Below are 12,805 nucleotides of genomic sequence, written 5' to 3'. Positions count from 1 at the left end.
GAAACGGAGTGAATGCAGCGCATGCGGGACAATGGCAGCACCATGACTCAGACAACCACCCCCACGTCAGCCGCCGCTTCCCACAAGCCCAAGATTTCCACGCTGGACACCACGCGCATCGACGACGTGCGCATCAAGGAAGTTCGCCCACTGGTCACGCCCGCGCTGCTTCAGGAATGGCTGCCCACGCCGCCATCAGCGCTCGAAGTGGTCGAAGGCAGCCGCGCCGCCATCTCGCGCGTGCTCCACGGTCAGGACGACCGTCTGGTGGTGGTGGTCGGCCCGTGCTCGATTCACGATCACGACCAGGCCATCGAATACGCCTGCAAGCTCAAGAAGCAGGCCGAGGCACTGTCCGCCGACCTGCTGGTGGTGATGCGCGTGTACTTCGAGAAACCGCGCACCACGGTGGGCTGGAAGGGCTACATCAACGATCCGCGCATGGATGGCAGCTTCGCCATCAACGACGGCGTGCAGATGGCGCGCGCGCTGCTGCTCGACATCCTCGAACTCGGCCTGCCCGTGGCGACCGAATTCCTCGACCTGCTCTCGCCTCAGTTCATCAGCGATCTGGTCAGCTGGGGTGCCATCGGCGCACGCACGACGGAGAGCCAAAGCCATCGACAACTCGCAAGCGGGCTCTCCTGCCCAGTGGGCTTCAAGAATGGTACGGACGGCGGCGTGAAGGTCGCCACCGACGCCATCCAGGCCGCCGAATCGGCACATGCCTTCATGGGCATGACCAAGATGGGCCAGAGCGCCATCTTCGAGACGCGCGGCAACAAGGACTGCCACGTGATTCTGCGCGGCGGCAAGCAGCCCAACTACAGCGCCGACGACGTCAACGCGGCCTGCGCGCTGCTGCAGAAATCAGGCCTGCGCGAACAGGTGATGATCGACCTCTCGCACGCCAATAGCAGCAAGCAACACTCCCGCCAGATCACCGTGGCCGAGGATGTCGCAAAACAGGTGTCAGCGGGCGATGCGCGCATCATGGGCGTGATGGTCGAGAGCCACCTCGAAGAAGGCCGCCAGGACATCGTCGAAGGCCAAGCGCTGAAACACGGCGTGTCGGTCACCGACGCCTGCATCAGCTTCGACCAGACCGTGCCGGTGCTCGAAAAGCTCGCAGAAGCCGTTCGCGCAAGACGGATCAAACGCAACGCCGGTTGATTGCCCAATGCGACCGCAAGGATTTCAGAACTGAGGTCCTTGTTTCAACATAGCAATGGCATTGGGCAAAAAGCAGGCTTCCCAAGCCATTTGCGCACAGCGGTGAGCGTCGTTGCAAAATCTTTTCTACCTGTTTTCATAGTAAAAACAGGTACTTGCATATAGGCGAGCGAAACCGTAAGTGCATGTTCGGGACTCTGGCACATGACTTGCAGCAAACGTCGCCTTTGTTTCAACCAGATTTCCATACAACATGTTGACGCAACAACGCACCACCCGTCGAGGCCTGATCGCCTCCGCCATCACGGCCGCCTTTATCGCTCCACTAACCACTAGCGTACTGGCAGCCGACGCCTGGCCGTCGCACCCGATCCGTTTTGTCGTACCCTTTTCGGCTGGCGGAGCCAACGACCTGCTCGCCCGCGCGGCAGCCGAAGGAGCCTCCAAAGTGCTGGGGCAATCCATCATTGTGGACAACAAGCCTGGTGCGGGCGCGGTGCTCGGCACCGATGTGGTGGCCAAAGCCGCGCCGGATGGTTACACCTTCCTCGTGAGCGCTGCAGGCGTGATCTCCAACAGCATGATCCGCAAGGTGCCGTACAAGGACAGCGACCTTGTGCCTGTTGTGATGATCGGCCTCGCCCCCTCGGTCATCATCGTTCCCGCCAATTCGCCCTACAAGGATCTGAAGGACTTCGTCGCCAAATCCAAGAGCGGCGCAGGCCTGCACTTTGGCACCGCAGGCAACGGCAGCACACCACATTTCGTCGAGGGTCTGCTGACCTCCAAATACGGCGCCAAACTCGACCTCGTGCCCTACAAGAGCGGCTCAGAATCGGTGACCGCCGTACTCGGCAACCAGATCGAAGCCACGTCAGAGGCCAGCATCGTCGTGCTGCCATATCTCAAGAGCGGCAAGCTCAAGGCGCTGGCCACCACCTGGACGCAGCGCATCTCCGCCTGGCCCGACCTGCCCACGGCAGGCGAGCAAGGCTTTGGCGACATCAAGATCGCTCACTGGGCCGGTGTGCACGCCCCGGCAGGCACACCGCCCGAAGTCCTCGACAAAGTCGCCAACGCCGTCGACAAGGCCATGAAAGACCCCAAGACCATCGAACGTCTCAAAGGCATGGGCATCGAGGCCATTGGCGGCACACGCGCTTCGTTTGTGAAGTTCGTGGACGAAGAACGCATGCGGCTTGGCGAGGTGGTGAAGGCCACAGGGATGAAGGAAGACTGACGGCTTGACGCATCAAAACGCGTGCCTCAGCCCCACGCTGAGCACGCGCTGTCCTTTGCCTTGCGCGCCCTGTCCGAAGAACTTCTGGCTGGCGTTGCCCTTGTTGGTGAGCGACACGACGTTGGCGATGAACGAAGTCCGCTTGGACAGAAAGTATTCCCCGCCGAGGCGCACGAAACGGCTGTCGTTGTCGGTGCCACGCTGATCGCGGGCGACGTAGTCGAGCGTGAGGTTGGCGTTGGCGGACGGCAGGCCCCAGACCACGCCCACGTCGTAGGCCGACGTCTTGCGTGCCACCGGGTCCTCGGGCTTGCTGTAGGCGTAGCCACCGTGCAGACGGAACTTGCCTGCCGATGTGACGGGCAGCATGTAGCTTGCACCCAGCGTGACGAGCTGCGTGCTGTAGCCCGTCGCGGCCTTCTGGCGACGATAGGTGGCACCAGCTTCGAAGGGGCCACCCGCCGCGTAGTTGAGCGCGAATTCCGTGGTGTGGCCGCTGGTCGCTCCTTCGCCGAAACCATAAAGCGCCCGCGCCGTCACGCCGCCCATGGCGGGCGTGACGTACTTCACCGAATTCGCCACCGTGTCGCTGATCGCGGCGAACTCGCTGAACTGGAAGACACCGTAGCCGCCGAAGATGAAATAGCGGCCCAAAACGTCATCTTCCACATCCCACTGGCGACCCACGGTCATCGTGCCAAAACCACCACGCAGACCCACATAGCTGCCGCGATTGAAGAAGTAGCTCGCGCTGGATTGCGTGCCGGTGTCAAGCGCATAGCCCATCTCCAGATTGAACACGCTGGAAAGCCCACCGCCCAGGTCTTCCGAGCCGATGAAACCGAGACGTGACGCGGTGACCTTGCTGTTCTCAAGCCGGGTCGAGTTGCCGATGCGGCTGCCGTCGTTGAAGTTGGAAACATGCACCAGCTCCGTGGCAGCGGTGCCGTAGATGTTGAGCGACGAGCCCGAACCTGTGGGCAGGCCGCGCGACGACTGTGCAAACGTGCTGGTGCCAAGGCAGAGCAGGCTCAACGCGATGGCGGTTTGAATCGATGGGGTCTTCATGATGGTGATGAATCCGAAAGAATGAAGTGAATCGTGTGAACGCTTTGGACAAGGCTGCGCCCCGCACACGTCCAAAGTGGCGTGCCGACAGCCTTCGAATGAGTGGTTGGCTGGAGTGTGTGCGCTAGTTGCGCTGTCGCTCGAACCTCGGGAGCGATGCGATGTCCCGCATGGCTGCGGCGACCGGCGAGATCACTGGTACTTGAAAGCGCGGAGCAATGCGCTCTGCACTTTCCGACAACGGCCCGCCGCCAACGATCACGGCCTGCGCTCCGTCATGCACGATGCAGTCCGCGATGGCCTGCGCAAGCGCCTCGTCCTGCAGTTGCGGATCACGCGCGAGTGCCAGCGGATCGGACGCCGGAATGCGACTGCCGCAGAACAGCGCGCTCAATCCCAATGCCTGTGCAGACGCGGCAATCGATGCTTCGAGTCCCGGCGTGGTGGTTGCCACGCCAAAGCGCCTGCCGCCCAATGCGGCCTCGCGCATCGACGCCTCGCCGATGCCGATCACGGGAATCGACAACGCACCGCGCAGTGCCGCCAGCCCCGGGTTTCCGAACGCCCCGATGACGACAGCGTCAACCTCCAGCGCGAGCCTCCGGCCCAGCTCAAGCACCTGCTCCACCGACGTGGCCAGTTCGGCATCGTTGGTGATCATGCTGGCGCCGCGCTCGGCGGTCACGCTTCTGAGTTCCAGCCCCTGCGGCAGCGATGCGCGCGCAAGCCGGTGCATCGCTGCGGTGGTCGCCTGCGAGGTGTTGGGGTTGATCAGGAGCACGGTCCGCTGCGTCATGTGGGGAAATCGCTGTTCGTTCAAAAAGATGTCGGCTATGCGGAGGAATGGACGTCCGAGCTCAATGCGCGGACGCCGTCGTTGAACCGGTCGAACTCGTCGCCACGAATCCGGAGTCCGGCGCGTCGCCATCCTGCTCGATGGACTTGCCAAAGGTCTCCGGCGCAAACTGCACGGCCACCGCAAAGATCGCGTACATCACAGCGATCATCGTGAACATGCCGGCCACGCCATGCAGGTCGAAGATCTTGCCCGCAAGCATCTGCGACAGCGCGCCGCCCACCGTTCCAAGCGCAAGCAGGAACGATGTGCCCAGACCGCGCATGCGCGTGGGATACAGCTCGGGCGCGAAGATCCAGATAGAGGTGTTGAGCGTGAGCACGCAGAACTGGAACAGCGCGCCGAAGATCAGCACCATCGCAACGCTGCTCGTGAGATTGCCGAACGCCAGACCCGCCAGGCATGCCGCGATGGCGCCGATAGTGAGCACACGTTTGCGCGGAAACTTGTAACCCAGCAAGGATGCGGTGATCGCGCCCAGCAGGCTGCCGCTCTGCATCACGATGGTGAATGCGAAACTTTTGGTGATCGAGTAGCCCTGCGAAACCAGAATCGTCGGCATCAGCGTAAGCACCGAGAGCTGCGCGCCAAACGTCATCCACGACGCGGTGCCGACCGCCGCCGTGCGGCGCAGATAGCCGTTGCGGAAGATGTCGGCCAAACGCACGCGTGGCTCGTTCGATGCGTTCTGCGCGTCGACCTTCGATGCTTCCGTGATGAATTCGCGGTACTCGTATTGGCCGTTGGCAAGCTTGCCTGCGGCCAGCATCGACAGCACCTCGTTGGCCTCCTTCACCCGGCCCTGCGAGAGCAGAAAGCGCGGCGTCTCGGGCACGAAGCGGCGATAGAAAACGATGAACACCGCTGGCAGCACCAGACAGCCAAACAGCCAGCGCCACGCGTTCTCTCCCGGAAAGATCGCGAACACCCCAAGCGCGAAAGCGGGCGCGAGCATGTTGCCCAGACCGCCACCGCCAACGTTGATCAGCCCCACCGCCGTGCCGCGAAAACGCGCCGAGCAGAACTCGGCCAGCATGGTCACCGCCGTGGTGATCTCACCGCCGAGCCCCAGCCCCACGATGAAGCGCGCCACCGCCAGAAACGCGTAGTTCGGTGCTAGCGCACAGGCAATCGCACCGATGGTGAACAGGCCCAGATTCACATTGAGCATGAAGCGCCGACCAAACCGGTCCGCGCAGTACCCCGACCCCAGCCGCCCGATGGCCGCCGCGATGAACGTGATGGTGTTGAGAAAGCCGATGTCCGCCCCGCTCAAGCCCCACTGCTCGCGCAGCAACGGCCCGACCAGGCCCACGGCGTTCTGCTCGAACACGTCGAACAGCACGCCGCATACCACCAGAAAGATGATGGTCTTGTGCGAACGCGTCGCACCAATGCCATCCAGAGCCGCCTCCAATTGGCGCATCTGCGCGTTTCTAGGTGCGGATGACGAAACCGTGGGTCCTGCAGCCATGCTCTTGCTCCCTGCAAATTTGTCTGTGGAAGATGGGAAGAGGGCGAACGCTCTGACGATGATCTGCCCCGACTTGGGGCGTGAAACACACCCCCGAAACAAGAAAAGCAGTTTTCATGCCAGTTGAAATTTGAAAATAAATTTTCCACCACCCACGAACAACAGTCGACAGGGATTTCCCCGGATTTGGTTTCCGGACTTCAAACAGCAAGCCTGCGAAGCGAAGCGGACGCTCGAATCCACCACCCCAACGGCAAGACTGCCCCTCAGGCAAGGCTTCGACAACGCAGCATGAGGGGCTGTATTGCCGCCCCCCCAACGAATGACGAACCAAAGCCCAAAAAACTAAAGCTTCAACTCGGAGAGGGAATCGTGTTCGGCTTCTACGGTGGTGAGCCGACGACGACCGGCTGCACCTGCGCGCCGCATGACTCGCGTGGCGATGAGATCGCACAGCATGATCGCCGCGACGTGATTGTCCAGAGGCCCCGGCGCTGCGCTGTGACAGCGCAGTACCCAACGCGCAGGCACGTTGGCCGCACCCGAGAGCTGATCGGTCACATAAACCACCTGCGCCCCCGCCCGCGCGGCGCTAGCGGCGAAGCGGGCGGCAATCGGCAGGCTGCGGCGCAGCGCGAACACGACAAGCACGGTCTTCTCGCCCGTGTCCACCGCGTATTCGGCCAACGTCTCGCCCGCGCCCGGAATCACCTGAGTGCCGGACAACAGTTGCGCGAGCTGCCAGCGCAAATAAGCCGCGAAGTTGCGGTTGTTACGGTAGCCGAGAAACAGCACGCTGCGCGCTGCGCAGATGGCGTTCGCGATCTCGTCGATCAGGGCCTCATCGATCTGCGAGAACGTGGCGGCCATGTTCTCGCAGGCCTGCTGGATGTGCTCGGCGACAAAGCCGCTGGCATCGCCGCCCGCATCCGGCCAGGCCACGAACAGCGGCGACCCGCGCGAGCGCTCCTCACGCGCATGGCGGCGCGCCTCCTCGTAGCCCGCATAGCCGAGCCGCCGCGTGAAGCGCGTGACCGTGGCGTTGGACACGCCCACCAGCTCCGCGAGTTCCGAGGCGTTGTAGCTCGCCAGATCGCCCGGAAAATCGAGGATGAACTCCCCCAACCGCCGCTCGGACGGGGGAAGGGTGTCCATCAGTTGCCTGATCTGCCCGAGAAAGGACAGTGAAGAAGGAGAAGGGGATGCAGCAGCGGCACTCATAGAGGCGGCAGTGTACGACGTGCCCCGCCCCACATCTGCGCTGCGTCCGACATCACGCCAGCGCCCACTCCTCCACCGCCGTCAGCGCCTTCGACACCCCGCCAAGCCGGGCCGCCAGCCGCTGCGCGCGCTTGAGGTACAGGTGCGCGTCATGCTCCCAGGTGAAGCCCATGCCGCCATGCACCTGAATCACGCAGCGCGTGGTGTTCAGCGCGCCTTCCATCGCGGTGAACTCCGCCGCCGCGCAAGCAAAGCGAGCGTCCGGCAGGCGGCCGTCGAGCGCGGCGCTGGCGTAGAGCGCGGCGAGACGCGCGTTGTCCATCGCCATCCACGCGTTGGCGAGCTGGTGCTTGATGGCCTGATAGCTGCCGATGGGCTTGCCGAACTGCACCCGCTCGGCCGCGTAGGCCGCGCCCAGTTGCAGAGCCGATTGCGCGACGCCGATGAGCTCAGCGCAGAGCATCAGGCGATAGGCCGCGCGCGCATGTTCGCGCCCGGCTGTGGATAGCTCGAGCGTTTGCCATGACAGGGACTCGGCGCTGGATTGCGATTGGGTCACCGTCGGGTCCAGCCCGAACGCGGTTGTGGTGGCGGTCGAAGTGGTGGGCGAGGTCAGCGCAAACTGCAACGGCTGGCGCGCGTCATGCAGCCCGCGAACGACCAGCAGATCGGTGCATTGCGACGCGAAATCCCGCGTCGGATCGCGCTCGTCGACGCAATGCACGACCCGCTCGCCGGAAAGAATGCCGCTCAGAAGCGTCAGAAGGGCCTCTGGCGCGTTTTTTTCGAGCGACTGGACCCAGAGGGGCAGCAACACCGCGCTGCTCGCCCACGGCAGATTCAACAGCTGACGACCACCGGCCTCGGCAACCAGATAGGCCTCGGTGATGCCGAGCCCGAGTCCGTCCATGGATTCGGGGGCCAGCAACGACATCCAGCCCATGCCGGCCATATCGCTCCAGAGCTTCTGCTGCGCCGCGTCCGACAACGGCAAGGCTTTGCGGGCGCGGGCGGTGGGGTGGTTGTCCACAAAGAACCGTTGCGCCGATTCGTACAGCATCTGCTGCTCTTCGTTGAGTGCGAAATCCATTTTTTTCTTTGTCGTCCGTTCTCAGCCCTTGGGCAGTTGGAGCATCTGCTCGGCGAGGATGTTGCGCTGCACCTCGGAGGTGCCCGCCAGAATCGTCTCGGCACGCGTCCACAGGTAGTCGCGCGTCCAGAGCGAGGCCTCGCGGTCGCGTGCTATGGCCTCGGCACCGACGAGTGCGCGTTCGCCGAGCACCTCGTTTGCCAGCACCATGAGCTTCTGGTGCGATTCGCTCCAGTGCAGCTTGGTGGCAGATCCCTCCGGCCCCGGCGGGCCGCCGCGCAGCGCGTTGGTCAGCGCGCGGAAGGTCTTGAGCTTGAGCACATGGCTGTCCACCGCGAGGCGCGCGATCTCGCGGCGCAGATGCGGGTCGCTGAGTTTGGATTCGCCCGTACCTTCATCGACGACGGAGGCCGCGAGCTGCTTGAGCGCCGCGACTTCCTGCGTGAAGCGCACCTGGCGCGGGATGAAATACGTGCCGCGCTCGAAGCTCGCGGCGGCCATGGCGAGACGCCAGCCGCCGTTTTCCTCGCCGACGAGGGCGTCGAGCGGCACCTTCACGTCATCAAAGAAGACCTCGTTGAAATCCGACTCGCCGGTGATCTGGCGGATGGGCTCGACGCGCACGCCAGGCAGCTTCATGTCGACGAGCAAAAAGCTGATGCCCTTGTGGCGCTGCGCCGAAGCGTCGGTGCGCGCGAGCACAAAACAGTAGTCCGCGATGTGCGCGAACGAGGTCCAGACCTTGTGGCCGTTCAGCAGATAGTGATCGTCACGGCGCTCGGCGCGCGTGGAAAGCGATGCGAGGTCGGAACCCGCGCCGGGCTCGGAATAGCCCTGGCACCAGATGTCCTTGTTCGACAGGATGCCCGGCAGGTAGCGTGCCTTCTGCGCGTCGCTTGCGAAGTGGATCAGCGTGGGCGCAAGAATGCCGTGGCCGATGATGTTCACGCCGAGCGGTGCACCGATGCGCGCCTGCTCTTCATGGAAGAGCGCCTGGCGCGTGAGCGGCCAGTTCTTGCCGCCGTATTGTTCGGGCCAGCCGAGGCCTGACCAGCCTGCCTGGCAGACATGGTCTTCCCAGGCACGACGCCATTCGAAATTGTTGGGGTCTGGTTCTGTTGGCCACGCTGCTTTGAAGCGGGGGAATTCTGATTCGAACCAGTTGCGCATTGTGATGCGGAATGCTTCGTCTTCTTTGGAGTAGCCCACTTGCATGGTGCTTTTTCTTTCTCTGTCTCGGTGTTCGCTCCCTCTCCCGCTTGCGGGAGAGGGTTGGGGTGAGGGTGTGTCTTCTGTTTTTGTTTTTGCTCGGCGTTTGCTTCCCGGAGCCGGGACTGCCCCCGGCGGGGCAATCACTTTTTGCTTGCGCGCAAAAAGTAATCAAAAACGCGCTTTGAGGTCCCACCGCAGAACTCACTTTGCGATCTTCGATCGCGCCGTTCGGACAACCGCGGTGAGTCAGTTTTGGAAGAGGGCTGTTGCGCCTTCGGGCGCAACAGGGGTGGGCGCGTTGATGCTCTGAGCGGGTTGGTTTTATTGCCTGCTTTACGACATCTTCCGCTGGAGCGGATCAGTCCGCTTTTGCGCCGGAGTCCTTGACCACCTTGGCCCACTTCACGATGTCCTTCTTGATGAACTCGGAAAACTCGGCCGGGGTGTTGCCGATGATTTCGAGGCCCAGGGACTGGAATTTCTCCTGCACTGCGGGCTCCTTGAGCACTTCCATCAATTCGGTTTGGAACTTGTTCACGACCGGCGCTGGCGTGCCCGCAGGTGCGACGAAGCCGAGCCAGGGCATGGCTTCATAACCGGGCAGGCCGGACTCGGCGACCGTGGGCACATTGGGCAGCAGCTTGGAACGCTTGGCGGTGGTCACCGCGAGCAGGCGGATCTTGTTGTCGTTGATGAAGGGCTTGGACGATGCATACGCGTCAAACATCACGTTGATGTTGCCGCTCACCAGATCGAGCAGAGCAGGGGCGCTGCCCTTGTAGGGCACGTGCTCCATCTTCACGCCAGCCATGGTGTTGAAGAGTTCGGATTCGAGATGCGTCGAGGTGCCTGCGCCGACCGAGCCGTAGTTGGCCTTGGTCGGATTGGCCTTCACCCAGTTCACCATCTCGGCCACGTTCTTGGCGGGTACGCTTGGATGCACGCTCAGCACGTGCACGACGGAGGCGACCAACGAGATCGGAGTGAAGTCCTTGACCGGGTCGTAATTCACCTTGCTGTAGAGAGCCGGTGCGATGCCAAGCGAGGATGCGGCCAGCAGCACGGTGTGTCCATCGGGTGCCGCCCGGGCCACGTATTCGGAAGCGATCATGGTGCCCGCGCCAGGCTTGTTTTCCACAATCACGGGCTGACCGAGACGGTTCTTCAGGCGCTCGGCGAGCGTGCGCGACATGATGTCGGTCGCGCCGCCCGGCGAGAAGGGCACAACGATGGTGATCGGCTTGCTTGGATATCCGCCTTGTGCGTGCGCTGCGCCGCAGAGAACCGATGCGGCAATGGCAATGGTGGTGCAGATTTTCTTGAGCATGTTGAGTTGTCTCCTCTTGGTTTTTCAGTAGATTGAAATTGGTTGTTCAGCAGGCAGCACCAGCGCGTCGAGCATGCAGACGCCCTGGCCTTGCTCCTTGACGAGCAGGGGGTTCACCTCGACCTCATCGGCCTGATCCTGCAAGGCCAGAACGGCGCGCGAGAAACCGGCGATGGCGACGCAGGTGGCATCCACATCGCCCAGCGCGCGGCCACGGTAGCCGGTGAGCAGCGGGAAGGCCTTGAGCTCGCCCAGCATCTCGCGCGCCATGGCCTCGTCGACCGGCAGCACGCGGTGGCTCACGTCCTTGTAGAGCTCGGTGAGCACGCCGCCGAGGCCGACGGTGAGCGTCATGCCGAACACCGGGTCGCGCGTCGCGCCGACGATGAGCTCGGCCACGCCCGATTCCATCCTGCAGATCAGCGCGCCGTCGATGCGGGCTTTAGGGTCGTATGTCCGGGCGCTCGTCAGCACTTCATCGAAAGCCTTGCGCACGTCATCGGCGTTCTGCAATCGCAGGCGCACGCCACCGGCCTCGGTCTTGTGCGCGATGTCGGCCGACAGCACCTTGAGCACCACCGGATAGCCGATGGCGTCCGCAGCCTGCGCAGCCTCGTCGGTCGTGGTCGCGACGCGTTCTGCGCCTGCGGGCATACCGTGCTGCACCAGCAGCTGCTTGGTGCTGTATTCATCAAGGCGCGCGGGCAGGGCGGTGCGCGCGGGCGCGGGCTGCTGGCGCACGTCGAGCCAGCGGTTGTGCTTGCGTCGCTCCTGCCACAGCAGGAAAGGCGAAAGCGCCGAGACCGCCACGCCGATGTCTTCAAACACCGGCACGCCGCCATTGCGCATCTGCTCGCGCTGCTGCGCCGCGCCGGTGTCGATGGCGACGAAGAGGCGCGGGAATTTTTCGGCCACGGCGCACAGATCGTCGGCCATGCGGTCGAGCATGTAGCCGGGCGCGTAGACCACCACTGCGTCGATGGCGTCGCTTTGCGCGAGCGCTTCCATGGCAGTGCGCACAAAGCCAGGATCGTTGACCACGTTGCCGGTCACGTCGACCGGATTGCTGACCATGCCGTAGTCGGGAATGCCCGCGCGCAGCGTGTCCTGCAGCGCCTGCGGCAGCGTTGGCACCTCCAGCCCCTGCAGGATGAACTTGTCGGCGAGGATCGCGCCGAGCGCGCCCGAGATGGTGATGATCGCCACGCGCTTGCCAGCACTGCGCTTGCGGTATTTCGCGAGGTTGGCGAGCTGCGCCATCTGCACGAAGTCATTGCTCTGGATGATGTTGAGCTGCTTGAACGCGGCGCTGTAGATCTGCTGGTCACCCGCGAGTGCAGAGGTGTGCGAGCGCACCGCCTCGGAGCCCTTGTCGGTCTCGCCGGCCTTGTAGAGAATCAGCAGCTTGTCGCGGCGCGCGAATTCCTCGGCCGCCGCGATGAAGCGCTTGCCGTCGCGCAGCTCCTCGATATAGCCCATGCAGACCTCGGTGCCGTCGTCCTGCGCGAGGTATTCAAGGTACTGCGCGAGATCCACGCAGGCCTCGTTGCCGGTGTTGATGAAGTGGCTGAACTCCACGCCCAGCCGGCGCGCGATCGCGTAGACCGCCGCGCATACATTGCCGCTCTGGGTGAGCAGGCTGACCGTGCCGCTGCCCGGCTGCATCGGCGAGGTGTTGAACACCGACGCGAAGTTGGTGTGCACCTGGCTGTTCAGGTTGGCAAAGCCCATGAGATTGGGGCCTGCTACGACCATGTCGGTGGTCGCGACGAAGGCCTCCATCTCGTCCTGCAGCAGCTTGCCCTTGGCACCTTCTTCGGCGAAGCCCGCCGCATAGACCAGCACGGCGCGCGCTCCCTTGGCATGGCAGCGCTTGAGCATCGCGGTCACGTCGGCGGCGCCGATCGCGAGCACCACGAGATCGGGCGCTTCGGGCAGCGATTCGATGTCGGCGTAGCAACGCTTTCCAAACACTTCCTCGTACTTGGGATTGATCGGATAGATCACGCCCTGGTAGCCGAACTTGGTCAGATGCGCGATGGGCATGCCGCCAATGCGCGCGGCGTTGTTGCTCGCGCCGACGATGGCGATCGACGCGGGGTTGAGCAGCGGCTCAAGGCGATGGGTCGTTTTTTTCACGGGGG

At 63.4% G+C, this 12,805-nt stretch carries 10 protein-coding genes; 2 read left to right on the top strand and 8 right to left on the bottom strand.

All coding sequences use genetic code 11. The features are described 5' to 3' along the window. Positions 1-42 precede the first annotated feature (42 nt). Together G7047_RS23745 and G7047_RS23740 are read left to right on the top strand one after the other, a co-directional pair. Positions 43-1,173 carry a 3-deoxy-7-phosphoheptulonate synthase gene (locus tag G7047_RS23745; RefSeq protein WP_166310632.1) on the top strand — a complete coding sequence of 377 codons (1,131 nt, stop codon included), beginning with the start codon at positions 43-45 and terminating at the stop codon, positions 1,171-1,173. 253 nt (positions 1,174-1,426) lie between these two features. Then, complete coding sequence (locus G7047_RS23740) at positions 1,427-2,413, top strand: tripartite tricarboxylate transporter substrate binding protein (RefSeq protein ID WP_166310630.1); 987 nt, start codon at positions 1,427-1,429, stop codon at positions 2,411-2,413. A 12-nt stretch (positions 2,414-2,425) separates the two neighbouring features. Here the strand turns inward: G7047_RS23740 and G7047_RS23735 are convergent, their stop codons facing one another. From G7047_RS23735 to G7047_RS23700, 8 genes are all read right to left on the bottom strand, one after another. Then, entirely contained in the window at positions 2,426-3,481 is a 1,056-nt protein-coding gene (locus G7047_RS23735; RefSeq protein WP_166310628.1) for a porin, read from the bottom strand. 124 nt (positions 3,482-3,605) lie between these two features. After that, positions 3,606-4,277, bottom strand: coding sequence for an aspartate/glutamate racemase family protein (locus tag G7047_RS23730; protein WP_166310626.1), 672 nt, complete (start codon positions 4,275-4,277; stop codon positions 3,606-3,608). 61 nt (positions 4,278-4,338) lie between these two features. Next, a complete protein-coding gene (locus G7047_RS23725; RefSeq protein WP_166310624.1) occupies positions 4,339-5,811 on the bottom strand; it encodes an MFS transporter in 1,473 nt (490 codons plus the stop codon). A 345-nt stretch (positions 5,812-6,156) separates the two neighbouring features. Next, positions 6,157-7,032, bottom strand: coding sequence for a MurR/RpiR family transcriptional regulator (locus G7047_RS23720; protein WP_166310622.1), 876 nt, complete (start codon positions 7,030-7,032; stop codon positions 6,157-6,159). Positions 7,033-7,084: 52 nt separating this feature from the next. Next, positions 7,085-8,122: an acyl-CoA dehydrogenase family protein gene (locus tag G7047_RS23715; protein ID WP_166310620.1), complete on the bottom strand. Its 1,038-nt coding sequence runs from the start codon at positions 8,120-8,122 to the stop codon at positions 7,085-7,087. A gap of 21 nt (positions 8,123-8,143) precedes the next feature. Continuing rightward, positions 8,144-9,337 carry an acyl-CoA dehydrogenase family protein gene (locus G7047_RS23710; protein ID WP_166310618.1) on the bottom strand — a complete coding sequence of 398 codons (1,194 nt, stop codon included), beginning with the start codon at positions 9,335-9,337 and terminating at the stop codon, positions 8,144-8,146. A 355-nt stretch (positions 9,338-9,692) separates the two neighbouring features. Continuing rightward, on the bottom strand, positions 9,693-10,661 hold the full coding sequence (locus G7047_RS23705) for a tripartite tricarboxylate transporter substrate binding protein (RefSeq protein ID WP_166310616.1): 969 nt from the start codon (positions 10,659-10,661) through the stop codon (positions 9,693-9,695). Positions 10,662-10,685: 24 nt separating this feature from the next. Next, entirely contained in the window at positions 10,686-12,800 is a 2,115-nt protein-coding gene (locus G7047_RS23700) for an acetate--CoA ligase family protein (RefSeq protein ID WP_240939239.1), read from the bottom strand. Positions 12,801-12,805: the final 5 nt, after the last annotated feature.

The organism is Diaphorobacter sp. HDW4A, assembly GCF_011305995.1.
Classification (GTDB): Bacteria; Pseudomonadota; Gammaproteobacteria; order Burkholderiales; family Burkholderiaceae_C; genus Diaphorobacter_A.
The sequence above is the reverse complement of the archived record's forward strand: the minus strand, read 5'-3'. Positions and strand labels throughout refer to the sequence as shown.